A 14,975-nucleotide genomic window follows, 5' to 3' on the forward strand; every position below is an offset into this window, starting at 1 on the left:
GATATGGCGGCGTTGGACCTTGTCGGGCTGATCACGGCCGCCGCGGATACGATTGCCGCTCACGCCGAGGAGTTGACCGCGCTCGACCAGGCGATCGGTGACGGTGACCACGGGCTGAACATGAAGCGCGGCTTTGAAGCCGTGCGCAACGAGGCCGAGGCTTTTTCGGCTAAGCTGCTGCCCGAGGCCCTGAAGGGGATCGGCACCAAGCTGGTGATGACGGTGGGTGGCGCGTCCGGGCCGCTGTTCGGCACGCTTTTCCTGGCGCTCGGCAAGGAGATTTCGGCAGAGCCGGATCGCGCCAACCTGACAGCTGCCTTCGGCAAGGCGATCGAAGCGGTGGCCGCCAGAGGCAAGTCGCAGGTCGGCCAGAAGACGATGCTCGACGTGCTGCAGCCGGTGCATGACGCGCTTGCGGATGGAAAGACAGGTTCTGAGATCGCTAATATCGCTGACGCGGCGGCCGACGCGACCATTCCGATGAAGGCGCTGCGCGGGCGCGCCTCATTCCTCGGCGACCGCTCCATCGGCCATATGGATGCCGGCGCGCGTTCGACTGCGCTGCTGGTGCGGACCGTCGCCGAAACCATCGGGGAAAGCGTATGAGCAATGTCGGCATCGTCATCGTCTCGCATTCGCCGCTGGTCGCCGAAGGCACGGCCGACATGGTGCGCCAGATGGTGGGCGACGAAGTGCCGCTTGCATGGTGCGGCGGAAACGGCCATGGCGGGCTCGGCACCAGTGTCGAGGCGATCATGGGCGCCATCGAAAAGGCCTGGTCGGAGGCCGGAGTCGCCATCCTCGTTGATCTCGGCGGCGCCGAGACCAACTCGGAGATGGCGGTGGAAATGATCGGTGAGCCGCGGGCGCAGAAGATTGTCGTCTGCAACGCGCCGATCGTCGAAGGTGCCGTGATGGCGGCGACCGAGGCGTCCGGCGGCGCCTCGCTGAAGGAAGTGGTGGCGACGGCGCATGAATTGTCGCCGTCGTGAGTGAACGGGAATTTTGAGCGCATGTCCGCATTTGCCGAAGCGACCGTCCTGATCACCCACGAGGTGGGTCTGCACGCGCGCCCTTCGGTGAAGTTCACCAAGCTTGCCAAGAGCTTTGCCGCCGAGGTGGAAATAGCGCTTGCCGCCAACGGTCCGTGGTTCGACGCCAAGAGCATCGTCAAGGTGATGGCAACCAGGGCACCGAAAGGCACCGTGCTGCACATAAGGGCCAGCGGCGAGGCCGCTGCTGAGGCGGTCGGCGCGTTGGCTGAACTGGTGCGGCGCGATTTCGACGAGGGCGCGGGCCATGCCCGAACCGCTTAGGCTGCAAGGCATTTCGGCTTCGGCCGGCTATGCCGAAGGGCCGCTGTTCAATCTCGACCGCGGCCCTGCGCGCTACACGGGCAAGGCGACAGCCGGCGAGGAGAAGGCTGCACTGGAAGCAGCACTCGCCAGCGCGACGGACCGGCTCGCGACCCTGATAGAAACCGCCGATGGCGAGGCGGCCGGGATCCTTGAATTCCAGATCGCCATGATTGAGGACGATGCCCTGACCGGTCCGGCCTTCGCCGCGATCGCATCCGGCATACCGGCTGACCTGGCCTGGCGGCAGGCACTCGATGCCGAGATCGCCGGCTACGAAACATCGGAACAGGATTATTTCCGCGCCCGCGCTGCCGATATGCGCGATATCCGCGACCGCGTGCTGCGCGCCCTGACCGAGGAGCAGGAGAGCGCTGCGCCAGCGGGCGCCATTCTCTATGGCGAGGACATTGCGCCGACGCGCTTTCTCGAGACCGACTGGAGCGCCGGCGGCGGCATCGCGCTGAGGGCCGGCAGCACCGCCAGCCACGTCGCCATGCTCGCGCGCTCACGCGGTGTGCCGATGGTGGTGGGGCTTGGCTCTTCGCCGGCTAATCCCGATGGCCTGGCCCTGCTCGATGCCGAACATGGCGGCATTGTATTGGCGCCCTCAAAGGCCGAGATCGAAACCTTTCGCCGTTCGTCGTCTTCGTTTGCGGCACGCCGCGACAAGGCCGAAGCCTATCTGGCGAGGCCGGCAGTGACCAAGGCCGGCACGACGGTGCGCGTGCAGGTCAACATCGCCGATCCGTCCGAGGTCGACAGCATCGACATCGCAACCTGCGACGGCGTCGGGCTGATGCGCACCGAATTCCTGTTCGGCAAGGCGCCGCCGGACGAGGAGACGCAATACAGCTGCTATCGCAAAGTGCTGGAATGGGCCGGCGACAAGCCGGTGACCATCCGCACCGTCGATGCCGGCGGCGACAAGCCGGTGCCGGGCTTCACCGTTGAGGAGAGCAACCCGTTCCTCGGCCTGCGCGGTATCAGGCTGTCGCTGGCAAGGCCGAACGTGTTTCGTGTGCAAATCCGGGCGTTGCTGCGCGCCGCGGTGCACGGCAATCTGAAGGTGATGTTTCCAATGATCGCCGTCATCGAGGAGTACCAGCGCGCCGCCGCTTTGTTCGCGGAGGAGCAGGCTGGGCTCGTCGCACGCGGCGTCGCGCAAAAAATGCCGCCGCTCGGCATCATGGTCGAAGTGCCGTCGGTGGCTATCGCGCCGGAGGCGTTTGCCGATGTCGCCTTCTTCTCGATCGGCTCCAACGATCTGACCCAGTATGTGATGGCGGCCGCCCGTGACAACTCTGCCGTGGCGCATCTCAATTCGGTGCGACATCCGGCCGTGCTGCGGCTCGTTGCGGAAGTGACCGCGTTCGGCTTGCGCGCAAAGATTCCGGTCAGCCTGTGCGGCGATGCCGGCGGCGACCCTGCGGCGATACCGGCGCTGATCGAGGCCGGCCTGCGCGATCTCTCGGTCGCTCCGGCACAACTTGCCATGGCCAAGGCGACTATAGCAGATGTTGCGGTCTAGGCGTGGCTGAGATGGTCGACAAGACACCAGAACCCGGCTCCGAAGAGGCGATCCGCGCCTACAAGACGATCCTGTCGCAGGTCATCGACCAGCGCCCGTCGGGCATGCGCCAGCGCCTTGCCGATGCGCTGGGCAAGCACCGCAGCTTCGTGACGCAAATCTCCAGCGCGGCCTATTCGATCCCGATTCCTTCAAAACATTTGCCGGCTATTTTTTCCGTCTGCCATTTCAGCCCAGCCGAGCGCGACCACTTTCTCGCCGCCTACCATTTGGCGCATCCCGGCAAGATGTCGATCGCCGCAGGCATGCGCAAGACGCGGCATGTCTCGCTGATCGTGCCCGATTTCGGCGACGACAAGCAGAATGCGGCGCTTGACCGCGCGATCAACGAATTCATCCAGAAGATCACCAGCATCACCGGCAGGAGTGGTGGCTGATCGTCTCGTGTCGGGAGGACACATGAAGAAGTTTATGAATTCCGTCGACACGGTGCTGAGCGAAAGCCTCGATGGCTTCGTTTCCGCCCATGCCGACATTCTAGTGCTCGGTGACGAGCACAAATTCATCCGCCGCAAGGTGCTGAAGCCGGGGAAGGTGGCGCTGATCTCGGGCGGCGGTTCCGGCCACGAGCCGCTGCACGCCGGCTTTGTCGGCCACGGCATGCTGGACGCCGCCTGCCCCGGCCAGGTGTTCACCTCGCCGACGCCGGACCAGATGCTGGCGGCGGCGGCAGCCGTCGACACCGGCGCCGGCTGCCTGTTCATCGTCAAGAACTACGAAGGCGACGTGATGAATTTCGACATGGCCGCCGAGATGGCCGACGGCGTCCTGCAGGTGGTGACGAATGACGACGTCGCGGTCGAAAACTCGTCCTATACGACCGGCCGGCGCGGCGTTGCCGGCACGCTGGTGGTCGAAAAGATCATCGGCGCCGCCGCCGAGCAAGGCGTGGCGCTGGCAGATCTCAAGGCGCTCGGCGACCGCGTCAACGGCGCAACGCGTTCAATGGGCGTGGCGCTGACCAGCTGCACCGTGCCGGCGGCGGGCAAGCCGACCTTCGACATTGGCGATGGCGAGATGGAATTCGGCGTCGGCATCCATGGCGAGCCCGGCCGGCGTCGCGACACGGTGAAAAGCGCCGATGCGATCGCTGGGGAAATCTGCGCCGCGATCCTGGGCGATCTCGGCGACAAGGCGAAGGGCCCGGCCCTGCTGTTCATCAACGGCTTTGGCGGCACACCGCTGATGGAACTCTATCTGATGTACAACAGCGCCCGCACAATCTTTGAAAAGCACGGCGTGACGGTGACCCGTTCGCTGGTCGGATCCTATGTGACATCTCTGGACATGGCTGGCTGCTCGATCACGCTGACCATGCTGGACGGCGAAACGACGGGCTTGTGGGACGCGCCGGTGCATACGGCGGCGCTGCGTTGGGGAATGTGACGGAGAGGCTTTGCCCGATATTCCGATCAGGCAGCGTTATGAACCGGCCGTCAGCCCGCCGGACCGATCGGACCGGACGCACCGTTGCCCGCGGTCACGCTGGACAACTTGCCTGCCTTGCGCAGCACCGGCGTCTCATATTGCTTTTTGGTCATTTCATTTCCCCCTTTGCCGGCGAGTCCAGTAAAGGACCCCGACAAGGCCGCCGGCATCTAGCTCAGCCAAACCGAAGTCTCAGAAGTCTTAAAGTGTCTTCGACGCTCCACCGGCCACCAGGCTGGACAATTTTCCTGCCTTGCGAAGCACGGGCGCCTCATACTTTTTCTTGGTCATTTCCAAACACCCTTTGAGTCCAACAAAAAGAATGGACGGAAACGGTAGAAAGTCAATTCATGAGCCCGGCTCTGCGACCCTATGCTGGCTTCATGCATGCTTTTCTGCAACATACGCCCTTCCAGAAGCCAACGTCATCCGGGTTGATGCTGCCACCACTTACGCCTGCCGATGAAAAACTGCTGCTGACCTTCGCCGACCCGGAGGCGCCGGCTGCCATTGGCATTGATGTTGCTGCCAAAACCTTGCTGGCACTGCTCGCCAATGCCGAATTCCACGGCGTGCTGCCGATCATGCTGCGCAAGCTCAGGGAAATCGGCGACGCCCAACTGCCGGTCGACGCCGCCTTGCAACAGAAACTGTCGGAACTGCGCGACCAGTCGACCCTGGCGACCGGCCAGTCGATGCTGCTGCAGTATCATGGCGATCGCATCATGAAGGCATTGGCGGCGAAGGGCGTTCCGGCTCGGATCGTCAAAGGCCCGGTGTTCGCACGCAAGCTTTATCGCCACGCCGCCGACCGGCCGTTCACCGACATCGACATTCTGGTTGAGCCGGCCAGCATCGTCGAGGCCAATGCCGTAATTGCCGGATGCGGCTTCGATCTTTGGAGCGGCGAGGCGCAGTCGCAGGATTTGCAGGAGTTCAAATGGCTGGAGAAGGAGAATACCAGCCTGCTGATCGAACTGCACGGCAATTTGGTGCATGATTCCGGCATGCGGCGGCGGCTGTCACTAGGCTTTCGCGAATTGCAGATCATCGACAGTGGCGAGGCCGACACGCCGGCTGCGTTGCTGACCATCGCCATCGTGCATGCCGCTGGCGGGCACAAGTTCCACCGGCTGCAGCTTTGCGTCGACGTGTTGCAGGGTGTGCGCGCACTGCGCTCGCCTGCGGACGAGGACCGGCTGTTCGAGGCGGCGCGCATGAGCGGCATCGAGCTCGAACTGGCGACGGTTCTCAATGTGACGGGGCGGCTGTTTAATGCACCGCATGCGGTCGAACTGGCCGACCGCATCAAACCCGATCTCACGATACGTCTGGCCAAATGGCTCATCACCGGCGATACGCTGCTCGGCGTCAATTCCCGGGACAAGATGCATTCGCGTCTGCGCCGCGACGCCTTCCGCTGGGTTCAGCGGCTTGCCAGGCCAAAGCCGCATTTCGCCTGAATGGTGCTTAGTCCCGCGCCGCCAGCGCCGAGCGGATCAACGGGGCCGCCTCGGCCGGGTTCGCGCCGACTTCCAGCGTAAACGTCGCAACGGCTTTGACCAACATCGCGATCGTTGCCATGCGGCGCTTCTGCGCCGGCAAAAGGCCGGTCATGCCGGTCCTGACATTGTCGGCGGCGAGCGCCACCATGGCGTCGGTCCTGGCCATCGGCACCAGCCGGGTTTGCGCATCCGCCGAGCGGGCGAGATGAAGCAGTGCTACAACCGGCCGGTCGACTGTCTCCTCGATGCGAATGATCTCGGCGAGACGTTCCAGCGAGACGGCCTGCTCGCCATTGGTATCCCATTTGTCGCCAAGGCAGGGAGCCACGAAAGGCAGCATCGCCGCCGTGTTGCGGTGGACCTTCACCTTGCGCGGCAAGCCCCAGGCCGTGATACCGCCGTCGGATGCAAGCTTGAAGATCATGACGTCGTCCGAGCACAGGCCGAAGCCTTGCGATGCCAGCGCCAGCGAAGTCGTCGACTTGCCGGTGCCGCTTGGCGCATGGATCAGCACGAGCGCCTCGCGGTCGGGCAACGTCAGGCCGGCGGTGTGGAGCATATGCTGGCCGCCGGCATCGAGGGCGGCATCCAGCACCATCATAAGCAACGTCCATTTGACCTTGGCGTCGGGATGAACACGGATTTCGGCCCAGCCCTCATCGGCGTTGATCGAGGCGGTCTGCAGGCCGGGAAAGATCAGGTGAACGATGCCGCCGCCGTCGATCAGCCGGCAATGGCCTTCCTCTGGCACCTCACCGTCGAAAGCGAGTTTGCCGGCAGGCGATTCCTGCAACGCCGACGTCTCGACGATGTTGACGCGGAAACCGGGCTCGACGGGTTCGGCCACACGCAACGTGCCGAGCATGAGGTCGAAACTCGGCCAGAGATCGGCCCGCGAGGCCGATATGCTGATGACCTGGCCCTTGAGGTCATAGCAGAAAGTGGCCGCCGAACCGGTCAAGCAGCGTGCGCCTTTCCGGCATCGGCGTGATGGCGATAGATCTGCACCATGCCGGGCAGGCAGTCGCTGACCACCGGCCGGCCGTCGAGGCAAACCCAGCAATGGGCGGACATGCGCGGCGCCTGCATCGACTTTGGATCGACGCCGAAGCGCAGATCCGGATCGAAGCCGGCAAAGCGCAGGAAGCGGTGGGCGAGCAGGCCTTCCCTGAGGCATCTGCGATCGCGCATCAGCCAGGGGTGCCGGACGGTGCGGTTGACGGCAGCCACGATGTAGGCGGACGACAGGCCGCGATAGGGGGTAGGCGCGCTGAGCGGCGCCCATTTCAACACCGATTCGAAGCTGCGGCGGCCGATCAGGACCGGCATCAGCCGCGCGCTTGTCCACAAATGGACGCGAAACAGGGTGCGCAGGAGAACACCGTCCGCCATCACACAGCCGGGGCGGCGAGAATGCCTTCGCTCACCAGTTCGGCAGCCAGCGCCGCCATGTCCTGGTCGAGCGTATCCTTGTCGACCTCGAACTCGCCGGAAAGCAGGACAACGATCTGGTCGAGGCTGCGGGCGCCGTCGACCTTGTCGAGAAAGGCTTCCGTGGTGCCATTGCAGGTGTAAAGCTGACCGCTGCGTGCGAGGAGCACGACAGCGCCATCGCCGACATGCTGGACAGAGGCGTCGTCGGCCAGCCGCAGAACCATTTCAGAAGCGATTTGGGCCATGGCGCTCCTCCAGACCATTTTCCTGAAGAGGAGATAGCGCGGCGATGCGGCGATGTCCATTACGCGGACGGGACGGAGAACAGGCCGGTCGAAACGATCTGTGGCAATCCGGCAACGGCAACACCTCTACGACACACGCTACCAAAACACGGTGGAGACATCCAATCCTGGGTTGTGGTAACTTCCACGCCGTCGCAAAGGCTGAGAGCAGGAACCCTCCCCAGAAATAGTCGGTGCGCAAACCGTCAAGCCGGCTGTCGGACAGGGTCAAGGTGTTGCTTTTCTTACCTTAAGTAAGCTATTGAGTCGCCGGGTTTTGGGAGACTTACGAGTATGCGTTACAATTGGGAGCGGGCTCCGACGGCGTTCGAGCGCCATCGGAAGGCACTGGCAGCCGCCATATTGATTGCAGGTGGCGTCGGCCTGATGCTGGCGGCCTTGCCGCTTTAAGAGCTGATTCCGACACGAGCCTCACGGGGCGTATAAGCCGTTGCTGCCTGCCGCAAGGCAGGCCGCGGATCATCGTGCGTACCCGGTCACGGCGAAATAACTGCCGTCGGGCGAAAAGCCGATGATGCGCCTTGCCGCGGCATCGCCGGCCTGGGCGGCGGAAACGATCGCCAACAGCAGCGCTGCTCCAACGGCAGATCCAACCCGTATCGCACCATCATTGCGCGCCCTGCCCCGATTTCAAACCCAGGCAATCGTGCCTGCAATTTGCGGCCAAGGCGAGATCGACTATGCGCCAAATTTCAGGAGCCACATGGCATTTGGGGGGAGACATGGCCCGGAAAACCCGCATAGGCTATTGCAAGACAGGGAATTTTCCCGAGGAGGGATGAATGGCGTCACGCTATCACGAGGTCTACGACGGCTGGAAACGCGACCCGGAACAGTTCTGGGCCGAGGCCGCCGAGGCGATCGACTGGTATTCGCCGTGGACAAGCGTGTTCGATGCCAGTGCGGGCGTTTACGGGCGCTGGTTCAACGGCGCCACCTGCAACACCTGCTACAACGCCATCGACCGCCATGTCGTCGGCGGCCGCGCCGACCAGATCGCGCTGATCCATGACAGCGCCATCACCGGCACGGTCAAGAAATTCACCTATGCGGAGCTGAAGCGCGAAGTGGTGGCGCTGACGTCGGTGCTGAAGAACCGCGGCATCGTCAAGGGCGACCGCGTCATCATCTACATGCCGATGGTGGCCGAAGCGGCGATCGCCATGCTCGCCTGCGCCCGCATCGGAGCGGTGCATTCGGTCGTGTTCGGCGGCTTTGCCTCGCACGAGCTTGCCACCCGCATCGACGATGCCAAGCCGAAGCTGATCATTTCGGCGTCGTGCGGCCTGGAGCCCGGACGCGTCGTTGCCTACAAGCCGCTGCTCGAAAAGGCGATCGAGATGTCGCGGCACAAGCCGGACGCCTGCCTGATCCTGCAGCGCGACCAGCTGCGCTGCGATCTGAAGGAGCATTACGACATCGATTTTGCCGACGCAGTTGCGCGCGAGCGCGCGGCAGGCGCCAATGTCGACTGCGTTCCGGTGCTCGCCACCGACCCGCTCTACATCATCTACACCTCCGGTACGACCGGCCAGCCAAAGGGCATCGTGCGCGACAATGGCGGCCATATGGTCGCGCTGAAATGGACGATGGAAAACGAGTTCGGCGTCAAACCGGGCGAAGTGTTCTGGGCGGCCTCCGATGTCGGCTGGGTGGTCGGCCATTCCTACATCGTCTACGGGCCGCTGCTGCATGGCGCGACAAGCGTGCTGTTCGAGGGCAAGCCGATCGGCACGCCCGATGCCGGCACTTATTGGCGAGTAATTGCCGAGCATGGGGTCGTCGCGCTGTTCACCGCGCCAACCGCCTTCCGCGCCATCAAGGGGCAGGACCCCAAAGGCGAGTTCGTTGCGAAATACGATCTGGCCAAATTCCGCACCTTGTTCCTCGCCGGCGAGCGCGCCGACCCCGAAACCATCAAATGGGCGGAGCAGAAACTCAATGTGCCGGTGGTCGACCATTGGTGGCAGACCGAGACCGGCTCGCCGATGACCATCAACCCGGCGGGCCTCGGCCTGCTGCCGGTGAAATACGGCTCGCCCGGCGTGCCGATGCCGGGCTACGACATCCGGGTGCTCGACGATGCCGGCCATGAGGTGTCGCGCGGCACACTTGGCAATGTGGTGGTGAAACTGCCGCTGCCGGCCGGCTGCCTGCCGACGCTGTGGAACGCCGACGCCCGCTTCCGGCAGGCCTATCTTGAGGAGTTCCCCGGCTACTACAAGACCGCCGACGCCGGCATGATCGACGAGGACGGCTATCTTTATGTCATGGCGCGCACCGACGACATCATCAATGTCGCCGGCCACCGGCTGTCGACAGGCGCCATGGAAGAGGTGCTTTCAGCGCATCCCGATGTCGCCGAATGCGCGGTCATCGGCATCGCCGACGCCATGAAAGGCCAAGTGCCGCTCGGCTTCGTCGTGCTCAATGCCGGCGTCGCCCGCGATGCGGCTGCCATCGAAAGCGAGGTGGTGGGGCTGGTGCGCGAACGGATCGGTCCGGTCGCCGCCTTCAAGACGGTGGTGACGATCAAGCGGCTGCCCAAGACGCGCTCCGGCAAGATCCTGCGCGGCACGATGCAGAAGATCGCCGACAAGGAAGAATGGACGATGCCGGCGACCATCGACGATCCCGTCATACTCGACGAGATCACCGCGGCGCTCAGGGCCCGCGGCATCGGAACCTGACCACTCGCGCTGCGGGGGCCGAGCCGGGGCAGAGGCGTGGTGGCGATCGGCTGAGCCACGGATCCGGCTGCTGCTCGACCTGAAGGCGGCCTGACCACCGGGCCTTGAGGCCGGCGGCGAAAGCAGCCGCCGTTATGGAATTTCCAACACCTGCCATGTATCCACGGGTTTGCGGCGCGTCACAAAGGCGCGCCCGTGGAAACGAAACACGATTTTCGGCAGGCATCGAGCCCCAGTGGCCTTGTTTCAGCGATCCAGACCCCCTCGGCCGGCGCCGCGCGAGCGCCTGGAAATGGATATGGAGGATACCGTCGTCTACGCGATCGGCGACGTGCATGGCTGCTACAAGGAATTGCTGTCGCTGGAAGAGAAGATCGCGCTCGACGGGCTGCAATTTCGCGGGCGCAAGATCATCGTCATGCTTGGCGACTATATCGACCGCGGGCCGCAATCGGCGCGCGTGCTAGATCATCTGCTGGCGCCGCCGCCGAAAGGGTTTTTGCGCGTCTGCCTGGCGGGAAACCATGAAGTGGCGATGCTGAACTATCTCGACGGCTATCTGTCGCGGGACCGCTGGCTGGCGGTCGGCGGCCGCGAGACGCTGTTTTCCTACGGCGTCGACCCGGAGCGACTGAGCAGCCTCTATGCATCCGGCGACGAGGTCGACAGGCGCATAAGGGAGGTCATCCCGGTCGATCATATCGACTTCCTGCGTAGCCTGCCGGTATTGCTCTGTTCGGACAAATTCGTCTTCGTCCATGCCGGCATCAGGCCGGGCATCGACCTTGTGGCGCAGGACGAGCAGGATCTGCTTAACATCCGCGACGAGTTCTTCGACGCTGCCCATCTGCTGGACCGCTTTGTTGTGCACGGGCACACGCCGGTCGACATCCCCCGGCTCGATGGACGGAGGCTCGACATCGACACGGGCGCCTTTCACAGCGGCCGGCTGACCGCCGTCAGGATCGCCGACAAATTCGGCAAGCTGATCTTTTCCTGACAGTTGAATGCGGCTTGCCAGGAGCGCGAGGATGAGAGGCGGCATTCCAGCCAGGCCAGCGTTTAACGCTGGCCTGCTTGAACTCGTTCTGCGCCGGCTCTAAGCGGCCTTCTTGGCGCGCAGATCCGACTTTTCGAGATAATAGGTCGAATAGCGGTCGAAGAATTTCTCCGAGCCGCCGAGCGAACCGTATTTCGCAAGCTTCTTCAGGTCGACCTTGTTGAGCACGGCGCCGACGATCTTGTTGGCAACATAGGGCTCCTGCTCCAGCAGCGAGCGCACCATGGCGCGCGGCGTGCGGCCCCATTCGGCGACCAGCACGAAGCCGTCGACCAGCGGCGCGAAGGCCTTGGCGTCGACCACGGGGCCGAGCGGCGGCAGGTCGACGACGATGTACTCGAATGTCTCCTTGGCGTTGTCGATGAAGCGCCGCATGCCGGCCGACGAAAGCAGCTCGCTGGTGTGCGAGAACTGGCCGCGCAGCACGGCCGGGATGATCGCCAGCTTGGTCTGGCGGTCGACCTTTCCGACCGACTGCCAGGTCTGGCCGTTGACCACGGCTTCCATCAGCCCTTGCTCGGCCTCCATGCCGAGGTTGCGGCTGAGGCCCGGATTGCGCAGATCGGCGTCGATCAAAAGGGTTTTCGAACCGTTGGCGGCAAGCAATCCAGCCAGATTGGCGGCGACCGTCGACTTGCCCTCGCCAGGCAGGATCGAGATCACGCCGATGACCCGGCTGCCTTGCCCTTCCATGACGACGTCGAAGGCGATCTTGGCGTTGCGCAGCGTTTCGGAAAACATCGAGGCCGGCGCATCAACGCTGACCCGCATGCGCGCCCGTTTCTCGGCCGCCGACAAGGTGTTGGTGCCTTTGGCATCCGCCGCACCCTCATCGGCGTCCTTGCTCAGCCTGCCGCCGATCGTCGGCAGATAGCCGAGGAATTTGAGGCCGACGCGATCGCGAACGTCCTCGCCGGTCCTGAAGAACCGCTCGTTGAACTCGTTCAGGCCGCCAAAGCCGGCGCCGAGCAGCACGCCAAGCACCAGTGCAAGCGCCAGCACCCTGGAGGTGCGCGGGCTCGAGGCGGAAAGCGGTGCTGACGCATCCGAGATGATGCGGACCTTGCCGACCGGGAAGGACTGCTGCTGCGAGGCTTCCTCATAGCGGCCGAGGAAGGTCTGGTAGAGCGTGGTCAGCGCCTGCGCCTGCTGCTCGAGTTCGCGCAGCTTGACCTGCGACTGGTTGTCGACGGAGCTCTTGCCGGCGGCGTCGGCGATCTTCTGCCTCAACGCCGTCTCGCGCGACAGAGCCACTTCATATTCGTTGCGATAGCTTTCGGTCAGTTGCTTCAACTCGCCGAAAATCTGTGTCGACAGATCGGCCTTCTCCTTGGTCAGCGCCACGGCTTGCGGATGCTCGGCGCCGAAATTGGCCGTCACGTCCTGCAGTCGCTTGGCGACCGTGAGATAGCGGGTCTTGAGCGTTGCAATGACCGAGCTCGCCGGCTGGTCGCTCGATATGGCGGAATCGTTGAAGGCGTTGTCGGAACCGCTTTCGACGATGGCCTTGTATTGCTGGTAGCGGGCGCCGGCGCGCGCCGTATCGGCCTGCGCGACGATCAGCTGGGCGGTGAGGTCGGCGATCTGCTTGTCGCTGATCAGCTGGCCGTCACTGTTGGCGGCCAGGCCGTGCTCGGACCTGAACTTCTCGACCGCGAGCGCCGCTGCCTGCGAGTTTTGCCGAAGTTCGGTCAGCCGGCCCTGCAGCCAAACCGCCGCGCGCTCGGTGGCGTCGAAGCTGGCGTTGAGCTGGTCTGCGAGATAGGCGTCGGCATAGGCCTTGGTGATGGCGGTGGCCAGCGCCGGATTTGTCGATTGGTAACCGATGGCAATCACATAGCTGCGGCCGGTGCGCTGTGCCAGCACCTCGCTCTGCAGCTTCAGCACGGCATAGTCATGGCGCGCCGTCTGCATCATCGCCTGGCGCGTCGCTTCATCGATATTTTCCATGCCGGGAATCTGGTCGGCGGAACTTGAGCGGAAATAGCCGACCACGCCGCGCACGAAGCCGATGCCCTTGGCCAGGGCTGATTGCGGCGGGTTCATGAATTCTGCGTTCTGGTCAAGCTTCAGCTTGTCGACCACCACTGAGGCCAACCGCGCCGAGTTGATGATTTCGATCTGGCTGAGAAGGGCGGCGTCGGTCTGCATGGTGACGGATGTAGCCGAGATGTCGTCGACCACCTTGTTCAGGCCTTCGTCGATCAGCACGCTGGCGACCGACATGTATTGCTTGGGCGTGGTCTGCAGATAAAGCACGCCCATGAACAGGCCGATGATGGCGCAGACCGCCACCACCTTGACCTGCCGCGCCGCCATGCCAAGCAGGCGCTCGACGTCGATGAAGTCTTCACCCTTTTCCTGATCGGTGTTGGGCAATGGCATCCTCTTGTCGAGAGGAAAGCTGGCATAATTCATCTTCGGTCCAATTCTAGGTTACAGGCGCCGGAGCGAGACGGGGTCAGGCCCCGTCTCATCCGAAGCTGCGGAGATCGGGGGCAAGATATGCAACGCAAGCTTCATGCCATCTGGCGCCGGGCCTGAACGGCCAGGCGCGCAGGCATGAGCTGCGCCATCGTCCAAACGCATATGCCCTCGAAAGATGGGCATTATGCGGCCACTTCCTGACGCTCATGCGACCGCACGAACGCCTGCAGCATTTCCAGCACCGGACCCTTCATGTCGTCGCGCGCCAGCGCGAAGGCGATGGTGGCCTCGATGAAGCCTTCCTTGGAGCCGCAATCGAACATGCGGCCGTTGAAGGGCTGGGCATAGAAAGACTGGCTTTTCGCCAAGCGGACCATGGCGTCGGTGAGCTGGATTTCGTTGCCGGCGCCGCGCTGCTGATTGCCCAGCAGTGAGAATATCTCGGGCTGCAGGATGTAGCGGCCGTTGATATAATAGTTCGACGGCGCATTGGCCGGCGCCGGCTTTTCGACCATTGCCGTCACCTCGAAGCCGCTGCCGGCCTCAATGCCACGGCCGACAATGCCATATTTGCTGGTCTCAGACGGGTCGCAGCGCTCGACGGCGATGACGTTGCCGCCGGTCTGGCGGTAGAGATCCATGGTTTCGGCGAGGCAACCGCGGCCGCCGAACGACACCATGTCGGGAAGCAGGAGCGCAAACGGCTCGTCGCCGATGACTTCGCGTGCGCACCACACGGCATGGCCGAGGCCCTGCGGCGACTGCTGGCGGATGAAGCTGGTGGCGCCGGCCACCGGCAGCATGCTTTCGAGCGCCTCCAGCTGGGTCTTCTTGCCGGTCTGCTCAAGCGTTCCGATCAGTTCAGGATGCAGGTCGAAATAGTCCTCGATGACAGCCTTGTTGCGGCCGGTGACGAACACAACGTGCTCGATACCGGCTTCGAAGGCCTCGTCTACCGCATATTGGACGACGGGCCGGTCGACCACGGGCAGCATTTCCTTGGGCATCGATTTGGTCGCCGGCAGGAACCGTGTTCCGAGCCCCGCCACCGGGATGACTGCCTTCCTGACTTTCTGCATCTGGTATTCCTTCTTGAGAGAAAAGATTTCTACCTATCGCCGGCCGATTCACTGTTGGAGCATGATCTCCGGACAAAACGGGAACCGTTTTGTCCGAGAAA

Annotated in this window: 15 protein-coding genes; 9 read left to right on the forward strand and 6 right to left on the reverse strand. The window is 63.6% G+C overall.

All coding sequences use genetic code 11. From position 1 onward, the window contains the following. Positions 1–3: 3 nt before the first annotated feature. The 6 genes from dhaL to dhaK are packed head-to-tail and all read left to right on the forward strand — an operon-like array spanning position 4 to position 4,332. Positions 4–606: a dihydroxyacetone kinase subunit DhaL gene (gene dhaL / locus AC04SH_RS09585; RefSeq protein ID WP_488574817.1), complete on the forward strand. Its 603-nt coding sequence runs from the start codon at positions 4–6 to the stop codon at positions 604–606. Beyond that, positions 603–992, forward strand: coding sequence for a dihydroxyacetone kinase phosphoryl donor subunit DhaM (dhaM, locus tag AC04SH_RS09590; RefSeq protein WP_142867578.1), 390 nt, complete (start codon positions 603–605; stop codon positions 990–992). Before dhaL ends, dhaM begins: the two co-directional genes overlap by 4 nt. 21 nt (positions 993–1,013) lie before the next feature. Then, positions 1,014–1,316 (forward strand): HPr family phosphocarrier protein, encoded by a 303-nt coding sequence (locus AC04SH_RS09595; protein WP_488574818.1) that lies wholly within the window; start codon positions 1,014–1,016, stop codon positions 1,314–1,316. Continuing rightward, a complete protein-coding gene (gene ptsP / locus AC04SH_RS09600; RefSeq protein ID WP_488574819.1) occupies positions 1,300–2,886 on the forward strand; it encodes a phosphoenolpyruvate--protein phosphotransferase in 1,587 nt (528 codons plus the stop codon). Before AC04SH_RS09595 ends, ptsP begins: the two co-directional genes overlap by 17 nt. A gap of 11 nt (positions 2,887–2,897) precedes the next feature. Continuing rightward, the gene (locus AC04SH_RS09605; protein ID WP_488574820.1) at positions 2,898–3,323 is read left to right on the forward strand and encodes a hypothetical protein; all 426 of its coding nucleotides are present in this window, start codon (positions 2,898–2,900) and stop codon (positions 3,321–3,323) included. Positions 3,324–3,345: 22 nt separating this feature from the next. Continuing rightward, positions 3,346–4,332, forward strand: coding sequence for a dihydroxyacetone kinase subunit DhaK (gene dhaK / locus AC04SH_RS09610; protein WP_488574821.1), 987 nt, complete (start codon positions 3,346–3,348; stop codon positions 4,330–4,332). A 50-nt stretch (positions 4,333–4,382) separates the two neighbouring features. Here the strand turns inward: dhaK and AC04SH_RS09615 are convergent, their stop codons facing one another. Then, the gene (locus tag AC04SH_RS09615) at positions 4,383–4,487 is read right to left on the reverse strand and encodes a lasso RiPP family leader peptide-containing protein (protein ID WP_488574822.1); all 105 of its coding nucleotides are present in this window, start codon (positions 4,485–4,487) and stop codon (positions 4,383–4,385) included. Positions 4,488–4,811: 324 nt separating this feature from the next. Between AC04SH_RS09615 and AC04SH_RS09620 the strand changes: the two genes are divergently transcribed. Further along, complete coding sequence (locus tag AC04SH_RS09620; RefSeq protein ID WP_488574916.1) at positions 4,812–5,837, forward strand: nucleotidyltransferase family protein; 1,026 nt, start codon at positions 4,812–4,814, stop codon at positions 5,835–5,837. 7 nt (positions 5,838–5,844) lie between these two features. On the opposite strand, the gene AC04SH_RS09625 is transcribed toward AC04SH_RS09620, so the two are convergent. The 3 genes from AC04SH_RS09625 to AC04SH_RS09635 are packed head-to-tail and all read right to left on the reverse strand — an operon-like array spanning position 5,845 to position 7,558. After that, positions 5,845–6,840, reverse strand: coding sequence for a serine kinase (locus AC04SH_RS09625; protein ID WP_488574823.1), 996 nt, complete (start codon positions 6,838–6,840; stop codon positions 5,845–5,847). After that, positions 6,837–7,271 (reverse strand): lasso peptide biosynthesis B2 protein, encoded by a 435-nt coding sequence (locus AC04SH_RS09630; protein WP_488574824.1) that lies wholly within the window; start codon positions 7,269–7,271, stop codon positions 6,837–6,839. Before AC04SH_RS09630 ends, AC04SH_RS09625 begins: the two co-directional genes overlap by 4 nt. Further along, complete coding sequence (locus AC04SH_RS09635) at positions 7,271–7,558, reverse strand: PqqD family protein (protein ID WP_477233497.1); 288 nt, start codon at positions 7,556–7,558, stop codon at positions 7,271–7,273. Before AC04SH_RS09635 ends, AC04SH_RS09630 begins: the two co-directional genes overlap by 1 nt. Before the next feature lie 842 nt (positions 7,559–8,400). On the opposite strand from AC04SH_RS09635, the gene AC04SH_RS09640 reads away from it, so the two are divergent. Continuing rightward, positions 8,401–10,308, forward strand: coding sequence for a propionyl-CoA synthetase (locus AC04SH_RS09640; protein WP_488574825.1), 1,908 nt, complete (start codon positions 8,401–8,403; stop codon positions 10,306–10,308). Positions 10,309–10,600: 292 nt separating this feature from the next. After that, on the forward strand, positions 10,601–11,308 hold the full coding sequence (locus AC04SH_RS09645) for a metallophosphoesterase family protein (protein WP_488574826.1): 708 nt from the start codon (positions 10,601–10,603) through the stop codon (positions 11,306–11,308). 99 nt (positions 11,309–11,407) lie between these two features. Here AC04SH_RS09645 and AC04SH_RS09650 read toward each other — a convergent pair whose 3' ends face one another. Both AC04SH_RS09650 and galU read right to left on the reverse strand, forming a co-directional pair. Further along, positions 11,408–13,786, reverse strand: coding sequence for a polysaccharide biosynthesis tyrosine autokinase (locus AC04SH_RS09650; RefSeq protein ID WP_488574827.1), 2,379 nt, complete (start codon positions 13,784–13,786; stop codon positions 11,408–11,410). Between the two features lie 191 nt (positions 13,787–13,977). Next, positions 13,978–14,874, reverse strand: a complete 897-nt coding sequence (gene galU, locus AC04SH_RS09655) for a UTP--glucose-1-phosphate uridylyltransferase GalU (RefSeq protein WP_488574828.1) — start codon at positions 14,872–14,874, stop codon at positions 13,978–13,980. Positions 14,875–14,975: the final 101 nt, after the last annotated feature.

It is taken from the genome of Mesorhizobium sp. CNPSo 4688 (genome assembly GCF_057784295.1).

Excerpts from the sequence above, each read along its gene's own strand:
- dhaM (WP_142867578.1), top strand. The coding sequence starts at position 603 with ATGAGCAATGTCGGCATCGTCATCGTCTCGCATTCGCCGCTGGTCGCC.
- AC04SH_RS09645 (WP_488574826.1), top strand. The coding sequence starts at position 10,601 with ATGGATATGGAGGATACCGTCGTCTACGCGATCGGCGACGTGCATGGC.
- dhaL (WP_488574817.1), top strand. The coding sequence starts at position 4 with ATGGCGGCGTTGGACCTTGTCGGGCTGATCACGGCCGCCGCGGATACG.
- AC04SH_RS09605 (WP_488574820.1), top strand. The coding sequence starts at position 2,898 with ATGGTCGACAAGACACCAGAACCCGGCTCCGAAGAGGCGATCCGCGCC.
- AC04SH_RS09615 (WP_488574822.1), bottom strand. The coding sequence starts at position 4,487 with ATGACCAAAAAGCAATATGAGACGCCGGTGCTGCGCAAGGCAGGCAAG.
- AC04SH_RS09640 (WP_488574825.1), top strand. The coding sequence starts at position 8,401 with ATGGCGTCACGCTATCACGAGGTCTACGACGGCTGGAAACGCGACCCG.
- ptsP (WP_488574819.1), top strand. The coding sequence starts at position 1,300 with ATGCCCGAACCGCTTAGGCTGCAAGGCATTTCGGCTTCGGCCGGCTAT.
- AC04SH_RS09620 (WP_488574916.1), top strand. The coding sequence starts at position 4,812 with ATGCTGCCACCACTTACGCCTGCCGATGAAAAACTGCTGCTGACCTTC.
- AC04SH_RS09635 (WP_477233497.1), bottom strand. The coding sequence starts at position 7,558 with ATGGCCCAAATCGCTTCTGAAATGGTTCTGCGGCTGGCCGACGACGCC.
- galU (WP_488574828.1), bottom strand. The coding sequence starts at position 14,874 with ATGCAGAAAGTCAGGAAGGCAGTCATCCCGGTGGCGGGGCTCGGAACA.
- AC04SH_RS09630 (WP_488574824.1), bottom strand. The coding sequence starts at position 7,271 with ATGGCGGACGGTGTTCTCCTGCGCACCCTGTTTCGCGTCCATTTGTGG.
- dhaK (WP_488574821.1), top strand. The coding sequence starts at position 3,346 with ATGAAGAAGTTTATGAATTCCGTCGACACGGTGCTGAGCGAAAGCCTC.
- AC04SH_RS09595 (WP_488574818.1), top strand. The coding sequence starts at position 1,014 with ATGTCCGCATTTGCCGAAGCGACCGTCCTGATCACCCACGAGGTGGGT.
- AC04SH_RS09650 (WP_488574827.1), bottom strand. The coding sequence starts at position 13,786 with ATGAATTATGCCAGCTTTCCTCTCGACAAGAGGATGCCATTGCCCAAC.